The 19,690-nt window shown below is 38.0% G+C and carries 17 protein-coding genes and 1 other annotated feature; of the genes, 7 read left to right on the top strand and 10 right to left on the bottom strand.

The annotated features are described in order from the left end of the window. The first annotated feature begins 12 nt into the window (after window positions 1-12). Window positions 13-780, top strand: coding sequence for a TSUP family transporter (locus tag C9J36_RS12870; RefSeq protein ID WP_066169289.1), 768 nt, complete (start codon window positions 13-15; stop codon window positions 778-780). Window positions 781-1,345: 565 nt separating this feature from the next. Here C9J36_RS12870 and C9J36_RS12875 read toward each other — a convergent pair. The 6 genes from C9J36_RS12875 to C9J36_RS12900 all read right to left on the bottom strand — a co-directional run bounded on the left by C9J36_RS12875 (window position 1,346) and on the right by C9J36_RS12900 (window position 6,275). After that, complete coding sequence (locus C9J36_RS12875) at window positions 1,346-1,918, bottom strand: tetratricopeptide repeat protein (protein ID WP_066169291.1); 573 nt, start codon at window positions 1,916-1,918, stop codon at window positions 1,346-1,348. Between the two features lie 151 nt (window positions 1,919-2,069). Then, on the bottom strand, window positions 2,070-2,573 hold the full coding sequence (locus C9J36_RS12880; RefSeq protein ID WP_107943377.1) for a methylated-DNA--[protein]-cysteine S-methyltransferase: 504 nt from the start codon (window positions 2,571-2,573) through the stop codon (window positions 2,070-2,072). Window positions 2,574-2,590: 17 nt separating this feature from the next. Further along, entirely contained in the window at window positions 2,591-3,061 is a 471-nt protein-coding gene (locus C9J36_RS12885; RefSeq protein ID WP_066169295.1) for a DinB family protein, read from the bottom strand. A gap of 98 nt (window positions 3,062-3,159) precedes the next feature. Further along, window positions 3,160-3,660, bottom strand: a complete 501-nt coding sequence (locus tag C9J36_RS12890; protein WP_201261948.1) for a DNA-deoxyinosine glycosylase — start codon at window positions 3,658-3,660, stop codon at window positions 3,160-3,162. A gap of 388 nt (window positions 3,661-4,048) precedes the next feature. Then, window positions 4,049-5,671 carry a glutathione ABC transporter substrate-binding protein gene (locus C9J36_RS12895; protein ID WP_066169299.1) on the bottom strand — a complete coding sequence of 541 codons (1,623 nt, stop codon included), beginning with the start codon at window positions 5,669-5,671 and terminating at the stop codon, window positions 4,049-4,051. Window positions 5,672-5,918: 247 nt separating this feature from the next. Beyond that, the gene (locus tag C9J36_RS12900; RefSeq protein ID WP_082799084.1) at window positions 5,919-6,275 is read right to left on the bottom strand and encodes a hypothetical protein; all 357 of its coding nucleotides are present in this window, start codon (window positions 6,273-6,275) and stop codon (window positions 5,919-5,921) included. A gap of 351 nt (window positions 6,276-6,626) precedes the next feature. On the opposite strand from C9J36_RS12900, the gene C9J36_RS12905 reads away from it, so the two are divergent. Beyond that, complete coding sequence (locus tag C9J36_RS12905) at window positions 6,627-8,360, top strand: ABC transporter ATP-binding protein (RefSeq protein ID WP_107943379.1); 1,734 nt, start codon at window positions 6,627-6,629, stop codon at window positions 8,358-8,360. Between the two features lies 1 nt (window position 8,361). Then, a complete protein-coding gene (locus C9J36_RS12910) occupies window positions 8,362-10,167 on the top strand; it encodes an ABC transporter ATP-binding protein (protein WP_107943380.1) in 1,806 nt (601 codons plus the stop codon). A gap of 216 nt (window positions 10,168-10,383) precedes the next feature. Here the strand turns inward: C9J36_RS12910 and rsgA are convergent, their stop codons facing one another. From rsgA to C9J36_RS12935, 4 genes are all read right to left on the bottom strand, one after another. Continuing rightward, the gene (gene rsgA, locus C9J36_RS12915; RefSeq protein WP_107943381.1) at window positions 10,384-11,451 is read right to left on the bottom strand and encodes a ribosome small subunit-dependent GTPase A; all 1,068 of its coding nucleotides are present in this window, start codon (window positions 11,449-11,451) and stop codon (window positions 10,384-10,386) included. 354 nt (window positions 11,452-11,805) lie between these two features. After that, the gene (gene metG, locus C9J36_RS12920) at window positions 11,806-13,446 is read right to left on the bottom strand and encodes a methionine--tRNA ligase (protein ID WP_107943382.1); all 1,641 of its coding nucleotides are present in this window, start codon (window positions 13,444-13,446) and stop codon (window positions 11,806-11,808) included. A 44-nt stretch (window positions 13,447-13,490) separates the two neighbouring features. Continuing rightward, window positions 13,491-13,735: a binding site (T-box leader), on the bottom strand. Between the two features lie 49 nt (window positions 13,736-13,784). Continuing rightward, the gene (locus tag C9J36_RS12930) at window positions 13,785-14,261 is read right to left on the bottom strand and encodes a hypothetical protein (protein ID WP_107943383.1); all 477 of its coding nucleotides are present in this window, start codon (window positions 14,259-14,261) and stop codon (window positions 13,785-13,787) included. 315 nt (window positions 14,262-14,576) lie between these two features. Continuing rightward, window positions 14,577-15,383: a DUF2268 domain-containing putative Zn-dependent protease gene (locus C9J36_RS12935; protein WP_235616072.1), complete on the bottom strand. Its 807-nt coding sequence runs from the start codon at window positions 15,381-15,383 to the stop codon at window positions 14,577-14,579. A gap of 256 nt (window positions 15,384-15,639) precedes the next feature. Here C9J36_RS12935 and C9J36_RS12940 point away from each other — a divergent pair, with 256 nt between their 5' ends. The 4 genes from C9J36_RS12940 to C9J36_RS12955 are packed head-to-tail and all read left to right on the top strand — an operon-like array spanning window position 15,640 to window position 19,568. Continuing rightward, the gene (locus tag C9J36_RS12940; RefSeq protein WP_107943384.1) at window positions 15,640-16,704 is read left to right on the top strand and encodes an iron-siderophore ABC transporter substrate-binding protein; all 1,065 of its coding nucleotides are present in this window, start codon (window positions 15,640-15,642) and stop codon (window positions 16,702-16,704) included. Window position 16,705: 1 nt separating this feature from the next. Continuing rightward, entirely contained in the window at window positions 16,706-17,740 is a 1,035-nt protein-coding gene (locus tag C9J36_RS12945) for a FecCD family ABC transporter permease (RefSeq protein WP_066169316.1), read from the top strand. Continuing rightward, window positions 17,737-18,768, top strand: a complete 1,032-nt coding sequence (locus C9J36_RS12950) for a FecCD family ABC transporter permease (protein WP_107943385.1) — start codon at window positions 17,737-17,739, stop codon at window positions 18,766-18,768. The genes C9J36_RS12945 and C9J36_RS12950 overlap by 4 nt, the downstream gene beginning before the upstream one ends. After that, window positions 18,768-19,568 (top strand): ABC transporter ATP-binding protein, encoded by an 801-nt coding sequence (locus tag C9J36_RS12955; protein ID WP_066169320.1) that lies wholly within the window; start codon window positions 18,768-18,770, stop codon window positions 19,566-19,568. Before C9J36_RS12950 ends, C9J36_RS12955 begins: the two co-directional genes overlap by 1 nt. The last annotated feature ends 122 nt before the right edge of the window (window positions 19,569-19,690 follow it).

Genomic DNA, 19,690 nt, shown 5'->3' on the forward strand with positions numbered 1-19,690 from the left:
GAAGGTTAGCCAATGCCATTTGATTTAGATATATCACTTATTATTATTTTAATTTTCTTTGGTTTTTTAGCTGCTTTTGTTGATTCTGTTGTAGGTGGCGGGGGGCTTATTATGCTACCAGCCCTGTTATTTACGGGGCTTAGTCCTGCCTCTGCTGTAGCGACAAATAAGCTAGCAGGCACACTAGGCTCTATGACGAGCACCATTACATTTTATCGCTCTGGAAAGCTCGATATTAAATCTGTCTATAAATGGTTTCCATTATCATTTTTCGGGTCCATGCTTGGTGCATGGACTGTCCATTTAATCAATCCAGAAATTTTAAAGCCATTAATGCTTGTTATGCTAGCAACTGTAGCTGTCTATACGATTTTTAAAAAGGATTGGGGACATCTTTCTACCTATAAAAGCCTGTCACCGAAAAAGCTTTTAATCTTTTTGTGCGTGCTCTTTATTATTGGCTTTTATGACGGCTTTTTAGGTCCTGGAACTGGCTCATTTTTAATTTTTGCCTTTCTTATCGTTGGCTTTGATTTTTTGAAGGCAGCAGGCAATGCAAAATTTTTAAACTTTGGTAGCAACATCGGTGGATTGCTTATGTTTATGTCACTGGGACAAGTAAATTATACATACGGTCTAATTATGGGGGTGGCACAAATTGCCGGGGCTATATGTGGCTCGAAATACGCAATAAAGCGAGGTAGCGGCTATGTCCGCATATTATTTATCATCGTTACTATTACATTGCTCGCTAAAAATGCTTATGATTTTTTAAAATAGGAAATGGATCGTCTGAAAAGGCATTTTGAGACGTCCCCCTTTGCGTAAAGGCTAGCGACAATTTATTTTTGCTAATGCAAGAATATTTAATAGAGAAGCAGGGGGGCTGTCCAAAAAGCCGTGCATAGCCGGCATTTGGGACAGGAGCGATGATGTTTCACAAAATGTTGATTCCTATAAAGTGAACCTTCAATCAGTGGGGGCTTCGCACACCCCCACTGATTGGTGATAGAGGAACACAAGCTAGGATCTTCGCATCCTGCGAAAACGCTTGTGTGACCAACATCGTGTTGGCCTCATTCTTAGTTTTTACAGGCTGTTTGATCCCCCGCTTAAACATCTTGTTTTTATCTGCTGTTTTGAAGTGGGGGTATTACAGCCTGCTCCTGCGGTTACTCGTCGCAAACAAATTTGTTAATACGGGATAAACAGAGAACCCCCCTCTTTTAAAAATGGGATGAACATGGGCTTTAGCAGTGTTGTCCTTCAATAAAAGGGAAGCAATGAAAACATTTATTTCAATGCGGTGTCAAAAAAAATAGACTTTTCGGACAATTCCCCTTCTTTAGCGCTTTATTCTTCCTATATACTTTAATGCATTTTCAGACGGAACAAGCATCCTTTTGTCATTGCGTTTTTTGCGAATTGCATAGGCCTTATAAAAACAACGCTCCGCATTATCAACATTGCCTTGCTCTAAATAACATTTCCCTTTAAACTGCCATATACTGTCCTCAAATTGCTGTAAATTATGAGCATCACAATAAATTAATGCTTGTTCAAATATATTTAGTGCTTTTTCATAGTCTTTTGTATGTTTAATTGTTTCTCCATAGTTAATCAATGTTAGTATGTACTCTACTCCGCCTTTTGGTTCAAAATAATCAAGCGCTTCTTTTATGTAATATAATGACGTTGCGATACATCCTACTAACCTATTTAGATAGCCGATATTGCGATATGTTCTAAACTTTATATCGCCTTCCGTAGTTGGCTGTAGTAGAAGAAAATCACCTAAGCGAAGGGCAGCATAGAGCTTATCTGTATCTGAGCATTTTTCACGTAAAAAATCATTTTCATCAATAAAAACTAATTGTCTGACTTCGTTAAGCCTCTGATCAAAATCGTTTATTGGCATGAAAACCCTCTCCTTAGCTTTCTATTACACTGCAATTATTGAATATTGAACCTCTTAGCTGAAGTCACAAGTTTGCACAGGCCCTAGTCAAAGCTGGAAACAAGATAAATGAAAAGCATGCTGAGATGCAACATGCTTGATTTTATACGTATTACTGCCCTTCAATCGCTAGTAATGCCTTCTTCAGCTCAATCCCTGCGCTAAAGCCTGTTAAAGAGCCATCTTTTCCAATTACTCTATGACATGGCACGATGATAATTACAGGGTTCGCACCGACAGCACCGCCCACTGCTCGTACTGCCTTTGGATTCCCGATGCGCATAGCAATATCAGAATAGGTACATGTCTCACCATAAGGAATTTGCTGTAATTCTCTCCATACACTTTCCTGAAAAGGAGTACCCTTATAATACACAGGAAAATCAAATTGCTGTCTTTGACCTTGAAAATATTCAGTGAACTGTTGTATATAAAGCGCTAGCTTACTAGCGTCTTCTTTCACTTCACTGTCTTTATAATGCTTCTTAGCCCATACAAGCAATTCTTCTTCATTTTCATGTAGTGAGCCAGTATAGCATAAACCTTGCTCCATCGCTGCAATAACAAACTGAATATCTCCATAATAGAAGCTTGTCCAGTAGATTGGTTGTGACATTGAAATTCCCCCGTCAATTAGCTCATTTCAGCAGTTGGTCCCATTACTGGAGGTACTGTTAAACCTGCTTGGCGCAATAAAACCGTCATTTGACCACGGTGATGTGTTTGATGGTCAATTAATACTCTAAACAATGCACCACGTGGCATAGAACCTCCAAATGCAGGTACATCTTCTGTTAGTTGCTCATCTGTTAGTGCTGGAATTTCTTTTTTATATGCCTCAATGACCATTTCATATGCTTCCACAATGTCTGCCACAGTATTAGGCATCGCCATATCTGGCCCAGGTGCAGGAATTTGCAAGCCTGCAAATTGACCAAACACACCTGCAGTTCCAACTAAATGCCAAGCTAACCAGCCTAATGAATTATGTCCTTCTACAATTGATTGACCCATTTTTTCATCTGTAATTGCCTTTAATACATTTAATGTACCTTTTGAGGATACATGCCAATCCTTTGAAAAATCTTCCACTGTACGATACATATCAAAACTTCCTCCTATTCTGTTTATGAGATAATGTCTTGTTTCACTTTATGTACAGCATAATCAAAAAAACAACAAATTTCAAACAGTTTGCTAGCTTATTTGAGATATTGCTCTAAAGTGCGCCATGCTTCAATTTTCTGTTCAAAAGTTTTAATATTCTTTCCCGGAATTGGGCTTGTTGATGGCATTTTTTCATAATCACGCCCAGCTAATATTTCCAGCCCTACATGCCTCTTAAATACATCAAACGACTTAGCACCATTAAATAATACAGCTTTGATTTGAGGATAACGCTGAAATAGCGATGAGAAATCATTTGCTACTTCATTTCGGATATTCGCATCTAAGCTTCCTTGCCTCTCGCACGATTGAATCGCATCCCATAAACCGATTCGCTGCTCTTTCAATAATGCAATACGTTGCGCATAATCCTCTGTTATATTTTCCCCAGTAATTGCAGCGATAATTGGCCAAAAATGATTGCGTGCATTGCCATAATATTGCTGCTTCTCTAATGACTGAACGCTTGGCATTGAGCCAAGAATAAGCACTTGGGTGTCGTCATCAATAATTGGTAACAAACTATTTTGTCGCATTGCACTCACCTTCTTCCTTTATTACCTAAAATCAATTACATCTCGGCTAACTCTCGACAATATTTTTTCGAGCTTGCAAGAAAATCTCTTCCAAATCTGTGTCATCCGCAAGAGGCCTAGACCAACATGACATTAATCACGCAATCGTTATCTTAATATGCGATGTTCTTAGACTGACTTCCTCTTTTTCAGCAGGGGTTTTGCCCCCCTATAGAAATGTGGAATTTATGCACCTCTGCCTATAGCCCTGCTTTCGATACATAAAGAATTTTAACCTTCGCTAGCACAATAAATTATATTATCCTCATCGCAGAAAAAAATTGCTTAAATAAATTAAATGTAAAAACAATTGTAGGCAAAGTCAACTTAGACTTTGCCTACATCCTAATTATTCTGTAAATTTCACATGTTGAATTTTGTAAATGCCTGTTGCATCAATAGAGAAATCAGTAATTTTTTTGCTTACACCAGTCAAATAAGATTGGTGATGAATAAACGCCGCAGGAGATGCTTCATTTAATAGATTTTGTAATTCTTTATAGTAACCTAGACGTGTATCGCTATCTGTTTCTACGCGAGCTGCATCTAATAATTTATCTACTTCAGAATCTGAGAAACGAGTACGGTTATTGTTGCCAATATCTGATGTATGGAATAATGGATATAAAGCTCCATCTCCGTCACCTGTTGACGCAGACCATCCTAAAATGAACATATCGTGGTCACCAGCACCTGTTTTCTCTAAGTATGCGCCCCATTCCATTACTTCAATGCTTACCTCAATGTTCAATTGCTTTAATTTTTCTTGTAAAACAACTGCAATTTGCTGACGTTGTGGGTTATCATTTGTCCAAATTGACGTTTTGAAGCCATCTGGGTAACCAGCTTCAGCAAGCAATGCTTTTGCCTCTTCGATGTTGTAATCTTGAGGTGTAATATCATCACTATAGCCCCAAATCATTGGTGATAATGGACCTTTAGCAGCTACACCAAAGCCATCGAAAACACCTTGTAAAATTTCTTCGCGATCAATCGCTTTTGAAATTGCTTGTCGTACTTTTACATCATCAAATGGTGCCTTTTGACTGTTGAATCCGATATAAGCAATAGACATAGATGGCTGTTGCGTAACCGTTGCAAATGATTCAACTAATGGAACTTCCGTTGGTTGTACAGGGTCAATAATATGTGCATTCCCAACTTCTAAGTCGGCAGCGCGTGTTGCACTTTCCGGAACAGTTTTAAATACCGCTGAATCGTATGCTACTTTGTCGCCCCAATAGTCATCATTTTTTACTAAACGAATTTCTTGACCTGGCGTCCATTTATCAAATTTTAAGAAGCCTGTACCAACCGGATTTGCGTTTACATAAGCACGAAGCTTCGATGAATCGCTACCCGCTTGATTGTAATCCTCTTCAATAACAGCCGGGCTAATCATTAAAGAACCCGGATGTGTTAATGCTGCTAATAATGCCCCATAAGGTGCTTTTGTTTTAATTTGAACTGTGTACTCATCTACAACTGTAACTGAGTCGATTGGCTCAAAGTTAGTAGCACGTGGTGAAGCTACTTCAGGGTCTAATAGACGATCTAGGTTAGCTTTTACAGCATCTGCATTAAAGTCTGTTCCATCATGGAATTTAACACCTTGACGCAATTTTAACTGTAACGTTAAATCATCAACATACTCCCAAGATTCTGCTAGTTTCGGCTCAAATTCTCCTGTATCAAAATTACGAGCTACTAATGTCTCATAAATATTACTTTGAACGTTAGCAGATGGTACGTCATTCGAACCATGTGGGTCTAGCTCGACTGCTTCGGATAATACTTCTAGAACAAGTTCGCCACCCGCTACTGTACCTTGATTATCAGTATTTGTTGTGCCGCCTTCTTTATCTGTTTCTTTTTCTGCTTCTTTGCCTTTATCATCATTCCCACCGCATGCTGCAAGCACAAGGATAAGTGCAGATACTAATAGCAATAACCATAATTTGTTTTTCTTCATTCTCAAAGCCTCCCTTTATAAGCTAACTTTCAGAAAATTAACTTTTTTAAATATTATCCGAATTTTTAATAAAAATCAACCCTTCTACATAAATATAAAGTTTATTTTAAATAAATATAAAAAAAATTGTCCAAAAAGCACTATCTTTCAGACAATTTTCGCTGTTTCATTAAAATTTATATGATACTATTTTGATTCATTAAGTAATAACTGCTAGCTTATCTTCTACTATCTAATTTTATGTCGTTTATTTTTCCCCATCATCATCTTTATTTTCCTCTTCAATGCTTTGTACATCCAAATCTATATCGCCCTCGAATTCATAAAGCTCGAATAATGATATATATTCATCAATAATTGCTTGTGTATTTTTAAGCTCCCCTAATATAACGGAATTTAAATTTTGTAGTTCTTGCGTTTCAAGTTGTTTTTGAAGTGAAGCTTTTCTCGTTTCTAGCTGAATCAAAAACTGTACAATGCGTTTTCGGCGAAATGTCTGTGCACCTCCCCCACGTTCTCCATGATGCTGTCTCCTACGGCCATGTTCTCTTCTTTCACCACGCTGTAAACCTTCAAATTGTCTAATGAGTCTATCTCTTCTCAAATTAATCACTCCTAATTTTTAATCTTCTACACTGACTAAATTAAATTGTATACAAATGTATACATAAAATCAATTGAAATAACACGCTACTTTTACTCGTATCTTTTAAGTAATAGCTTTTATTAAAGAAGGGATTTCTTGCAAAGTTTAAACGTAAGAGCAAAGGTCTTATTTAATGCTTAATGTATCAGCTAAATATAAATCGGTGGCATCGTATTGAAGACCAATGCCATTATGAGTGAAAACGGAAAATTTTTATATGTGGTTGAATATGTATTTTAAATAGTTTAAAGTATACAAATGTATACAAATCAACTATATTGTTATATAAGAAATCAGAGGTGTTTAAAGATGAAAGCTACTTGGAAGCTTCGAAAATACATTAATCCATATATTATCTTTGCTATACTTGCACCATTAACGATGCTAATAGAAGTGGCAATGGATTTAATACAGCCTGCTATTTTACAGAAAGTCATTGATAACGGAATTGCAAATGACGATACGAAATATATTATTAGCATGTTTGCGCTAATGATTTTTTGTGCCGTAATAGGATTTATTGGCGCAATTGGCTGTTCTATTTTTAGCTCTAAGGCGGCAGTTAATTTCGCAACAGATATACGTCAGGATTTATATGAAACAATCACATATTTTTCAGAAAAAAACAAAGACCACTTTACCTTAGGAAAATTAATTACTAATTTAACGATGGACGTTGAAACTGTTCAACGTGCACTACTTATGCTATTAAAAATATTCGTGCGTGGACCATTTACATTTATCGGAGCAATCTTTTTCGTTTATTTAACAGCACGTGAATTATTTTCAGTGTTACTTTACGTCGTGCCATTGCTTGCTATTAGCGTAATCGTTATTACACAGCTTACTGGAAAATTTTTCAGAAAAGTACAAGAAGTAATGGACCAAATGAACACGAAAGTACAGGAAAATTTAGCAGGAATACATGTCATAAAAGCATTTAATCGTAAAACGCATCAAATCAAACAATTTCTAAAAATTAATGGGCGTTTAACAGAAAGAAATATTACAGCAGAACAAGTAGTCGGAATGCTTATGCCACTAACAGCACTCATTGTAAACATCGGGCTTGTATTTGCACTTTGGACAGGTGCTATCAAAGTAGAAAACAATACAATTGAGGTCGGGGTAATTTTAGCATTTATCAACTATTTAATGATGATTATGCAAGGTTTAATGAGTTCAAGTAACGTACTCATTCAAATTGCTCGTGCAATCCCTAGTGCTGAGCGTATTGTCACTGTTTTAGAGGAGCCCAATGATATAGTCAATTTTAATGATTCAATCATAACAAGCCCACAAGGAGAGGTGGAATTTAGAAATGTAAGCTTTTCTTATACAAAACAGGGAGAACCCGTTCTTAAAAATATTTCCTTTCATGTGAAGGCTGGTGAAACAATAGGCATCATCGGAATGACAGGTAGCGGAAAATCAACAATTATAAAAATGCTACCGAGAGTTTTTGATGTTGATAGTGGGGAAATCTTCATCGACCAGCAACCTATCCAAAACTATGATTTGCAAAACTTACGCAATGCAATTGGCTATGCCCCACAAAAAGCAGCATTGTTTTCAATGTCTATTGAGGAAAATTTAAAATACGGCAAACTTGATGCAAATATCGAGGAAATAAACGAAGCATTAGAAGCTTCATGCGCAGCCGAATTTGTTGATAAGCTTTCAGATAAGGAACAGCATGTGCTTACACAAGGTGCAACGAATCTTTCAGGCGGACAAAAACAACGCTTAGCAATGGCACGTGCATTTATTAGAAAACCAGATATCCTTATTTTGGATGATACAACATCAGCAGTTGATGCGATTTCAGAAAGGAAAATTCAGCAGGCTATCGCGGAAAAGTTCCCTATGAGCACAAAATTCATTGTCTCCTCAAAAGTATCTTCCATAAAAAAAGCAGACCAAATTCTTGTAATAGATGATGGCAGACTAGTAGCGTCTGGTAGTCATGAACAATTACTCAAGTTAAGCAAGCATTATCAAGAGATTGTAGCAACACAGGCAGAAAAAGAGGGAGTGATTTGACATGTCTAGTCAACAAAAGCAAGGAACTAGAACGGGATTAGAACGTGGAGGGCACTTTCGCGGGCCTGTTGTAAAGCCAAAAAATCAAAAGGCTACTCTCAGTCGCATTTGGAGTTATTTACGCCAGCAACGATTAGGTATGCTTTTAGCTACCCTTTTTGTTATTACATCCTCTATTCTAAATTTATTAGGACCTTTACTTATTGGAATTCTTATTGACCAATATATTATTCCGGGGAATTTATCTGGAACGGTAAGAATGTTAATCATTTTAGCGGTTATTTATATTGCCTCCTCCCTTTTCTCATGGCTACAAACCTTTGTCATGACGCGCGTGTCTTTAAGGTCGATTCAACGATTGCGAAAAGAGCTATTTATTAAAATTCAAGCAATGCCACTTTCATTTTTTGATAAACGACAACAGGGCGATTTAATGAGTAGAATGACAAACGATATTGATAATTTGCATATGGCGTTATCTCAAAGTGTAATCCAAATTGTTTCATCATTATTTACAATTATCGGTACGGCAATTGCGATGTTTTACTTAAATTGGATTTTAGCTATTGTGTCACTAACGATTATCCCAGTCATTGTACTTATATCGAAACAAATTATTAAAAGAAGTAGTGTCAATTATAAAACAAGACAACGTGACTTAGGTAACTTAAATGGTTATATCGAAGAAACAATTTCCAATTCAAATGTAATCACTTTATTTGGAAGGGAAAAGGAAACAATTGAAAAGTTCAAGCTAGAAAATGAAAAATTACGCGCTTCTGCTTTAAAGGCTGAGATTATATCTGGCTTTTTAGGTCCGATTAATAACCTTTCAAATAACTTAGGCATCGGGTTAATCATCGGTGTTGGCGCGTTATTAGCTGTATATCAGCTCGTAACCGTCGGTGTTATTGCAGCATTCGTCACTTACTCTCGCCAATTTTTCCGTCCAATCAATCAATTATCGAATCTTTTAAATACATTTCAATCTGCCATCGCAGGGGCCGAACGGGTATTTGAAATATTAGACGAGGAAGAAGAAGTAGCAGATATTTCGAATGCACTTGAAAAAGAGCAATTCGTTGGAAAGGTTGAATTTCGAAATGTTCACTTTTACTACAGCAAGGCAAAGCCAATTCTCAAAAATATTACGTTCCAAGCTAATGCTGGGGAGACAATCGCTCTTGTTGGTCCGACAGGCTCTGGTAAAACAACAATTATTCAATTATTAAATCGATTTTATGATGCAAAGCAAGGACAAATTTTTATCGATGATGAAGAGATTACAACATATAAGTTAGAAAATTTGCGTAGCCATATAGGCGTTGTATTACAAGATACGTATTTATTTTCTGGCACAGTGCGTGATAATATTCGATATGGTAAATTAGATGCAACTGATGAAGAAGTGGAACAAGCTGCTAAAATTGCTTATGCGCATAATTTCATTAAATATTTACCTTATGAATACGGTACAATGCTCGTTTCAGGGGGAATGAATTTAAGTCAAGGACAGCGACAGCTAATTGCAATTGCACGGGCAATTCTTGAAGACCCGGATATTTTAATATTAGATGAAGCGACTTCAAGTGTTGATACAATGACAGAAGTGCATATCCAAAAGGGGCTTAACAATTTAATGAAGGGGCGTACAAGTTTCGTTATTGCCCACCGTCTCAAAACAATCGAAAATGCCAATCAAATTCTTGTCATTCAAGATGGCTCAATAATTGAACAAGGCAATCACGAAGTGTTAATGGGTAAAAAAGGGTTTTACGCTAATCTACAAAATCAATTACAATTATAATGGGCGTCCGCCATGCCGTGCAGTTGCCGACATGGCGGACACTTTCGGTGATGTTTGTTTAAAGTATCGGCTTGTTAATGATAGAGAGCACTTTATTTGAAAGGGTAGCTGGTGGTGTTTCTTCTAAGGTAAGCCTAAGAAACCAGCAACCGCAAGGCTTTCGGCACACCCTCCCGTATTATAGACGAGTTAGTTTTCTCAGTTTATTATCTATCGTTATCCCTTTCTCTTGGATTTCAAGCCTTTTGAAATTTGTTTCCATTTTCGTTGTTCGTTCTGTTTTACTTGTATATCTGTTTTTCGCTCGATATAAGCTAACTCGCGTTGTAGCTTAAAATAGCTTTGAAGACGTGCTTTTTCTAGCATGCCCTCATCGATTGCCTGCTGTACAGCACAATGCGGCTCTCCCTTATGTGTACAATCCCTAAATCGACATTGTCCTGCTAATTGTTCGATATCTTGGAAGCTTGATGCAAGACTATCCGATTGATTCCAAAGCTGCAATTCTCGCATTCCCGGTGTATCGATTAAAGATCCTCCTGAGCTTAACATCACAAGCTCACGATGTGTTGTCGTATGTCGCCCTTTAGCATCATCCTCTCGAATGCTCGAAACCTTCATGCGCTCCGTACCTAAAAGTACATTTGTTAGCGTAGACTTCCCAGCTCCTGAAGAGCCAAGCAATGCCCCTGTCACCCCTTCCGGGAATAATTCGCGCAAACGCTCAAAGCCAATTCCTGTAACCATGCTTGTCACGATAATTTCAACACCAAACGCAACACTTTCCACTTCCTTAACAGAGTGCGTAGCATCCTTACATAAATCCGCCTTCGTTAAAACGATAACTGGCTTTGCCCCTGAATCCCATGCTGCGACTAAATAGCGCTCTAATCTACGAATGTTAAAATCCTCGTTTAAGCTCATTACGAGTAGAACAATATCTACATTTGCTGCTACAATCTGCTCCCCAATTTCCAAGCCTGCTACCTTACGTGAAAAGACGGACTTGCGCTCTAGCAGCTTATGAATAATGGCCTTTTCCTCTCCCGGCATTTGCTCCACTAGCACCCAATCCCCTACTGCTGGATAATCTTCTCGTGCAAAGGCATTGTATGCAAAATTACCTGCGATTGTTGCAAGCCACTCTCCCTGCTCTGTAACTACACGGTAAGAATGCTTATGCTCTAATACAACGCGTGCCGGTGTATATTTTTTGTATTTGTCTTCCAAATTATTAATTTGCTCACTAAAAAATGCTGTTAATCCTAATTTACTTAATTCCAATGGTATTCCTCCTAAAAATGTACATAAAAAAAGTCCTGAGCTGCCATTCAGCAGTTCAAGACTTTTACACACATAGGAGCTTTACTCCATTAACGAACAGGAAACTTATTTGTATCTGAATACAAGATAATAACGTTCGTAAAAGCTCGATGAATTCAACTAACAATTAGCAGAAGTGTATTCCACTATTTGAAGTTTCAATCGATTTAGAGCTAAATAAGTATACGTCAATACGTACACTGTAGGCGTGTGAAAGAGAACAAGCTGAATGGCAGTTTGTCAATCGCAATCATATTCATCATGTCACAACACCTACTTCCGATATTTAGTAATTTCAATATACCGAATTATTTTTTAAAAGTCAATTTGATTTGTAATCAATGTATTATATTCTTCCTCAATTCGTGCCACGTCAATGCGTTCAAACAATGCTGTAACAGCTTGCAATCGCACTTGCACTACAGTCTGTTCCCGCCACTCAATTTCTTCAATTTGTAGCATTGTGCGAATTTTCTCTGTTGAAAATGGTAAAAACGGCTGTAATAACTGTGCTAAGTTTGCGATGATATACGTACAGGTTGCTATTGTTTGACTGGCACCTCCTGCATTATCCTTTACTTGTAGCCACGGCTGTTGCTCATCAAAATAACGATTTGCAGCACGTACATAATTAAAAACTTGCTCTAATGCCTCCTTAAAGTGTCCTTGCTCAATAAGTGTACCAACGCTACCATATAGCGCAACTGTACGCTGACGAATCACTTTGTCAATTTTCCCATTTGGCACAATCCCGTCAAACGATTTCTCAATAAACTTCAATGTGCGATTGACAAAATTACCATATGCACCAAGCAATTCTCCGTTATGACTGTAAATAAATTCTCGCCATGAAAAATCAGCATCGCGATTTTCAGGTGCATTGGCTGTTAGAAAGTAGCGAATTGAATCTGCATCATATTTTTCAATCATATAAGGAATCCATACCGCCCAATTTTGACTAGTTGATAGCTTTCTTTTTTCTAAAGTTAAATATTCATTTGAAATAATATTCGTTGGTAATGATGGATTGTTCAGTCCCATTAAAATTGCGGGCCATATTACACTATGAAACGGAATATTATCCTTACCGTGAATGTAATAGGAGGTTGTTTCCTCATTCCACCAATTTTCTAACACTTCACCATGTTGACGTGTCCACTCCATACTTGCTGTTAAATAACCTGCGACCGCTTCAATCCAAACGTAAATTTTTTTATCGCGGAAGCCATCTACAGGCACTTCAACACCATTTGGCAAATCGCGTGTTACAGCACGGTCTGGAACACCTTCTGCCAGATACCGCTCTGTTAATGCAAGTGCATTATCACGCCAACGCTTTTCACTTTTTGCTCGTTTCACAAATTGCTCCAAAGTAGTTTGAAATTTGCTAAAGGCAAAATATAAATGCTCCGTTTCTTTTATAACAGGCTTATTACCGCAAATTTTACAGCGCTTTTCCAATAAATCGAGCGGATCTAAAATGGCTGAACAAGCATCACATTGATCGCCTCTCGCCTTTGCACCACAATTTGGACAAATTCCTTCTACCAAACGGTCAGGTAGAAATTGTTGGTCTGCTTCACAATAAGCCTGCTCCACCTTTTGGCTATAGAGATGTCCGTTTTCCAAAAGATGTAAAAATAATTGTTGAACAGCTTGGTGATGGTGTATTGCATCTGTTCGCGTATAAAAATCATAAGTAAAACCTAGCTGCGTAAAGCATTTTTGAAACTCCTCATGATAATGTTCAGCAATTGCTGAGACAGTTGTATTTTCTTGACTTGCACGAATGGAAATTGGCGTACCATTACAATCACTACCAGATACATATAGCACACGCTCCCCTTTTTGTCGGTAATAGCGTGCTAAAATATCTCCTGGTAATAATGCTGCAATATGCCCTAAATGCAAAGAGCCATTCGCATACGGCCAAGCTCCCCCAATAACAATTGTCATCATAAATCCTCCTTTAAATGTAAAAAAACGCCCTAATCTAAAAAGATTAGGACGTTGAATTAACGTGATACCACCTATATTCACTAATAGCTCACACCATTAGCCTCATTCAGTACGTCGCATGCGAGATACTGCTGCTGTTGTAACGAGTGCCTTTCTCGTCGTAGCCTACTATTCGTTCGGTACGCAGCTCCGAGGCCATTTTCCACTAGGTTTGTTTGCTTCATTTCCACCATCAGAAGCTCTCTATCAAACGTCCCTACTATACTTTCCTCTTCAACGCTTTTCGTTTCAATTTGAAGTTTATCATACATACAAATAAAATAAAATGCAAGCTTTTATTCAGCTCTCTTAAATGATTGCTCGCGTGTAATTGGTTGACCAATAAAAACATGGTCTAATATCGCTTCTGACGAGCCATTGTGTAGCAACACAATTTCCTGAACATAAGGGAAATTTTCAAAATAAGATTCAGCGAGCGAACCCATAAACATCTGCCCACCAGCTGAGCCCTGCACCTGTAATACCCCATCATCTAAATTTAATATAAGCGTGCTATCATTATTTGCAAGTTTATAATCTACCAAGTTCACCTGTTCAAAGACAACTTGGTCAAAAATAAAGCGAATGACGGATTGCTTTATTTCTTCAGGATACTCAACCTCGCGAGGAATAACATACTCTGCATTGGCATCCGATTCATAAACTACAATTGTTTGCTCCTGTGTTGCCTCATGGCCTTTTTTAGCATCATTTTGTGAGCAAGCTGTTAATAAAATTAAAACGAATATAGACATCCATAGCCGTTTCTTCATCTAAACCACTCCTTTGTCTTATCTCATAAGGTGAATCCCAGATTTTCTCCCTCACCGCAAATCATTTAGCTTCATCAATCATTTTTTACAAGGGGCTGTTCAAAAAGCCGTGCATAGCTGGCATTTTGAACAGTTGCGATGATGTTTCACAAAATATTGAATCATCTAAGCAGAAAACGTCACTTTTAAAAATGGGATGAACATTGGCTTTAGCAGTGTTATCCTTCAGTAAAAGGGAAGCGCTGAAAACATTGATTTCAATGAGGTAGCAAAACAAAATGGACTTCTAGGATAACTCCAAAATCTTACAGCCTATTAATACGGGATAAATGCAGAGCCCTCAACTATTGTCTGGGCTGGTAAATGCAATAAATCCACTGATATTAAGTCTTTTTTCTGCTGAAAGGACTTTACTAATCTATACCCAATACAGTAACCAATCCAACTAGGTAATTTCTCATGATTTCCAAATAAATAGGGCTGATGCTTCTCTATATCAATTAGCTGTAAAGCTGGTATAAAATGCTCCTGCCAAATCGGCAGCACTTGTTCTACTGTATAATACTTCGTCCATGGTGACAACCATCGCTCACCATATAGTTCCTCTACGGCGCATTCTGCCAAGCCTTCAATAACCAGTGAATCTTGTAATGACAATTCATTAGGCTTGCGCTTTAAATAGTATAGACGGCAAACATGATTATATTCATGTGCTAACAGTGCGTGTAGCTCATCTACCTGCAATGCTTCAGACACAAATAAAAAAAGCCCGTTCGAATAAGCTATGCCATTTTTCTTTGGTGCTCCTTTTGTTATTGGAAAAATATAAATTGGTATATCAGGGCCATGCCATAAATTACGCAAGCGCTCATACTCCTGTTCAACAATCGGCCATATTTCTCTATTTCGTAATAACCGCTTAGCCTGCCGCCATTCAAATGGTTGAAACAGCCCATTGCTTAATAACTCGTATTGAATGGCCTCTTTGGATGCCCAAGGAAATAGCTTTTGCAATGGCATACATAACTCATCACAATGGATTTCTACCATCTTTGTAGTGTTTTCTTTGCTACATAATGCAACTACCTTTGCAAGCATTGGAGCCGTTTCGATTACGCCCAATATTCCTCACCCTTTTTCCTTAACCTATGCGATGAATGATTGGCGTGTGTCTATCAATGAATTTGCAATACACGCTAATTTTTCACTGTAAAATAGTGATAGTAATGTTTTATTTTATTATGTTCCTTCTCGTACAACTACTATTTCCAATGGGAAAACGAAAAATTCAGTTGACTTTTACTGAAATAATAGTATTATTTTTTTGAGTGATAAAGATTCTCATTATCAACTTAGAAAATTAAGTGAGGGAAATAAAATGCAAAAAATTAAAAATTCCTTGTTCTTATTAATGCTTATGTCGGCAATGGTCTTCGTTTTAGCTGCATGTGCTGATTCATCAAACGAGGAAACACCTGCAAAAGAAGAAGAACAAGTAACAAATAATCCATCTGAAGCTACGGACGGTCAACAATATCCAATTACAATTAAACATGCTTTCGGCGAAACAGTTATTAAAGAAAAACCTGAGCGTGTGGCGACAATCGCTTGGTCAAACCATGATGTTGCATTAGCACTAGATGTAGTTCCAGTAGGTTTCTCAGCAGCTAACTACGGTGTGCAGGATGGTAGCGGTATGCTTCCTTGGACTGCTGAAAAGTTAAAAGAGCTTGGCGAAGAAAATCCAAACATCTATCAAGATACGGACGGTTTAGATTTTGAAGCGATTGCTGACTCTAACCCTGATGTTATTCTTGCTGCATATTCTGGTATTACACAGGAAGATTACGATACACTAAGCCAAATCGCGCCTGTTGTTGCCTATAAAGAAATTCCTTGGGTGACTTCTTGGCGTGACCAAATTGAGTTAAACTCTAAAGGGATGGGGATGGAAGCAGAAGGTAAACAATTAATCGCGGATACTGAGAAGTTAATCCAAGATAAAGCAAGCCAACACGCTGACATTAAAGGTAAAAAAGCTGCGTTCGCTATGTTTAATGCAACTGACTTATCAAAATTCTATGTATATACGCCAGCTGACCCACGCGGTGAGTTCTTAATCGAGTTAGGTATGGAGTACCCTGAAAGCATTACAAATCAAATTGCAGATAAAAGCAGCTTCTATATTGAATTAAGTGCTGAAAATGCAGATGCTTTATCAGATGTGGAAATATTTATTGTTTATGGTGATGATACAACTTTACCTGCTTTACAAGCTGACCCTATTTTAGGAAAAGTACCTGCTATTCAAAATGGTAGTGTTGTTGTAGTCGGTGACAATACACCGCTTGCTGCTGCCGGTACACCGAGCTCGCTATCAATTGCCTATACAATTGATGAATATTTAACATTAATCTCAGACGTAGCAAAAAATCTGAAATAATATGAATAAGTTACAAGCTACCGAAAATAAGCAGTTATTTGCTCCTAAACATTTTGGTAAGGTTTTGATACTTCTTATCATTTTACTTGCGGTATGTATAATTGCTTCACTTGTATTCGGTTCTCGTACAATTGGCTGGGCTGGACTGATGGATGGATTATTCCATCCTGACGTCGAGTCCCATGAGGCCAATGTTGTTCGACAACGAATCGCCCGAACAATTTTTAGTTTAATGTGTGGGGCAGCATTAGGTGTTTCTGGGGCACTGATGCAATCCGTTACGCGCAATCCAATTGCAGATCCAAGTATTTTAGGGGTAAACACAGGGGCATCCCTTTTTGTTGTTTGTGGCATTGCTTTTTTAAACATTAGTTCTGCAAACCAATATATATGGTTAGCGATAGCAGGGGCTATTATTACTGCTATTTTTGTCTTTGGAATAGGCTCTATGGGGGCAAGCGGGGCTACGCCATTAAAGCTTGTACTTGCAGGTGCTGCTACAAGTGCTATTTTGTCTTCATTAGTCGTTGCGGTTATGATTCCTCGAACAAATGTCATGGACCAATTTCGATTTTGGCAAGTTGGAAGTGTCGGTTCTGGAAGCTGGGATGCGATTCAATTATTTATTCCATTTTTAGTAGTAGGCATAGTGATTGCCCTCTTTACCGCGCCAGCATTAAATGCTTTGGCACTTGGTGATGAGGTAGCAACTGGATTAGGTGTTCGCACTGGTTCATTACGAATATTTGCAGCATTAGGCGGCGTTCTTTTATGTGGGGCTGCCACAGCTCTAGCAGGCCCAATTGGCTTTATCGGCTTATTAGCGACTCACGTTGTCCGCCTAGTCATTGGACCTGATATTCGCTTTATTATTCCAATGTCTGCTCTAACAGGGGCTATTATTTTAACATTTTCAGATGTTTGCGGCCGACTTCTTGGCAGTCCTGGTGAGCTAGAGGTTGGTATTTTAACAGCCTTTATTGGCGCCCCTATTTTAATTTTAATTACGATGAAAGCGAAAATGCGTGCGTTATGATAAATAATACATTGAAATCTATAATGGAAGGCAGACAACGAAGAAAAAGACGCTTTGTGCTAACAACGTCTGTGCTCACTGTTATTTCAGTAATACTTTGCGGCACAATGCTAATGCTTGGCAACACGATTTATCCTCTTCAAGATGTTATACGTGTGCTCTTAGGTCAAGATGTGCAAGGAGCCTCTTTCGCTGTAGGTACAATTCGCTTCCCTCGAATGCTGGCAGGCGTGTTTGCTGGCTTTGCATTTGGTGTAGGTGGTTATACTTTCCAAACAATACTGCGTAATCCTTTAGCCAACCCGAATGTTATCGGTATTACAGCCGGTTCAAGTGCTGCTGCTGTATTTTGTATTATTGTCCTCCAAGCAAGTAATACTGTTGTGTCCCTTGCTTCAATCATTGGTGGATTAGCTACTGTACTTATTATCTATGCATTATCAAAAGGCTCTTCTTTTTCAATTGGCAGATTAATTTTAATCGGAATTGGTATTCAAGCAATGTTGAATGCATTCATCTCTTATTTAATGCTAATTGGCAATACACACGATATTCCAGCTGCAATGAGATGGTTAAGTGGAAGTTTGAATGGGGCAAAAATGGAAACTTTATTTCCATTAATTATTGCTGTCCTTCTTTTCACACCTGTGCTTTTATTTTTCGGAAAACAGTTAGAAATGCTTGAGCTTGGTGAACAGGCGGCTACCTCTTTAGGTGTAAACACAAATCAAACGAGATTTATTTTAATTATTTGTTCCGTATTAATCATTGCGCTTGCCACAGCAGCGACAGGACCGATTGCCTTTGTTGCGTTCCTTGCTGGACCAATTGCCAAAAGGTTAGTTGGTGTTGGGTTTTCAAATATACTACCAGCCGGTCTAATTGGTGTTATTTTAGTATTGGCTGCAGACTTAATTGGTCAATTCGCATTTACAGCTAGATATCCAGTAGGTGTTATTACCGGAATCATTGGTGCACCTTACTTAATTTACTTGTTAATTCGAATCAATCGAAAGGGAGATATATAATGAAACCAACACACACACTTTTAGCTGAACATATTGTATCTGGTTATGAACAAAAAATGATTTTAGAAGATGTCAGCATTGGTATTCCTAGCAATAAAATCAGCATTATAATTGGTGCCAACGGTTGCGGAAAGTCCACATTATTAAAAACGATGGCGCGCCTTATTAAACCGACAGGCGGTCAAGTTGTGCTAGATGGCAAATCAATTCATCAAATGCCACCAAAGCAATTAGCACGTGTGCTAGGACTTTTACCACAATCACCTGTCGTACCAGAAGGTATTACGGTTGCCGATTTAGTCGGACGCGGTCGCTTCCCTCACCAAACATTATTTAAAGGCTGGTCAAAGCAAGATTATGAAGCAGTTGCAGAGGCACTTGAAATGATGAACATTACAGAATTTGCCGACCGAAATATTGATGAGCTATCGGGTGGTCAGCGCCAGCGTGTCTGGATTGCGATGGCATTAGCGCAACAAACAGATATTTTATTTTTAGATGAGCCGACTACATTTTTAGATATTACATATCAAGTCGAAATTTTAGATTTGCTAACAGATTTAAACAAAAAATATGGTACAACCATTGTGATGGTACTACACGATATTAACCTTTCTGCTCGCTATGCAGATTACTTATTTGCATTAAAAAATGGACGCTTACTTGCAGAGGGGGCACCTCAAAGTATTATTACAAGCGAATTAATTAAAGAAACCTTTGATTTAGATAGCATGGTAATCGAAGACCCTGTTTCAAAAACACCTTTAATTGTTCCGGTTGGGCGTTATCATTGTGTATAATTGAGTCAATTACTCATTTTAAAAAGTGTAAGAAGTTGTTTTGAAAAGCGTGTGAACACACAATCTTTCAAACAGCCTCTTTTATATTTATCCCTTCTTGTCATAGTCAACTAGCTTATGTC

The sequence above is a fragment of the Metasolibacillus fluoroglycofenilyticus genome, from assembly GCF_003049645.1.
Classification (GTDB): domain Bacteria; phylum Bacillota; class Bacilli; order Bacillales_A; family Planococcaceae; genus Metasolibacillus; species Metasolibacillus fluoroglycofenilyticus.

What these genes read in the sequence shown, in the direction of transcription:
- C9J36_RS12905 (WP_107943379.1), top strand. Translation starts at nt 6,627, where the DNA reads ATGAAAGCTACTTGGAAGCTTCGAAAATACATTAATCCATATATTATC.
- C9J36_RS12870 (WP_066169289.1), top strand. Translation starts at nt 13, where the DNA reads ATGCCATTTGATTTAGATATATCACTTATTATTATTTTAATTTTCTTT.
- C9J36_RS12940 (WP_107943384.1), top strand. Translation starts at nt 15,640, where the DNA reads ATGCAAAAAATTAAAAATTCCTTGTTCTTATTAATGCTTATGTCGGCA.
- C9J36_RS12930 (WP_107943383.1), bottom strand. Translation starts at nt 14,261, where the DNA reads ATGAAGAAACGGCTATGGATGTCTATATTCGTTTTAATTTTATTAACA.
- C9J36_RS12890 (WP_201261948.1), bottom strand. Translation starts at nt 3,660, where the DNA reads ATGCGACAAAATAGTTTGTTACCAATTATTGATGACGACACCCAAGTG.
- C9J36_RS12885 (WP_066169295.1), bottom strand. Translation starts at nt 3,061, where the DNA reads ATGTATCGTACAGTGGAAGATTTTTCAAAGGATTGGCATGTATCCTCA.
- C9J36_RS12875 (WP_066169291.1), bottom strand. Translation starts at nt 1,918, where the DNA reads ATGCCAATAAACGATTTTGATCAGAGGCTTAACGAAGTCAGACAATTA.
- C9J36_RS12880 (WP_107943377.1), bottom strand. Translation starts at nt 2,573, where the DNA reads ATGTCACAACCAATCTACTGGACAAGCTTCTATTATGGAGATATTCAG.
- C9J36_RS12950 (WP_107943385.1), top strand. Translation starts at nt 17,737, where the DNA reads ATGATAAATAATACATTGAAATCTATAATGGAAGGCAGACAACGAAGA.
- C9J36_RS12895 (WP_066169299.1), bottom strand. Translation starts at nt 5,671, where the DNA reads ATGAAGAAAAACAAATTATGGTTATTGCTATTAGTATCTGCACTTATC.
- C9J36_RS12945 (WP_066169316.1), top strand. Translation starts at nt 16,706, where the DNA reads ATGAATAAGTTACAAGCTACCGAAAATAAGCAGTTATTTGCTCCTAAA.
- metG (WP_107943382.1), bottom strand. Translation starts at nt 13,446, where the DNA reads ATGACAATTGTTATTGGGGGAGCTTGGCCGTATGCGAATGGCTCTTTG.
- C9J36_RS12955 (WP_066169320.1), top strand. Translation starts at nt 18,768, where the DNA reads ATGAAACCAACACACACACTTTTAGCTGAACATATTGTATCTGGTTAT.
- C9J36_RS12910 (WP_107943380.1), top strand. Translation starts at nt 8,362, where the DNA reads ATGTCTAGTCAACAAAAGCAAGGAACTAGAACGGGATTAGAACGTGGA.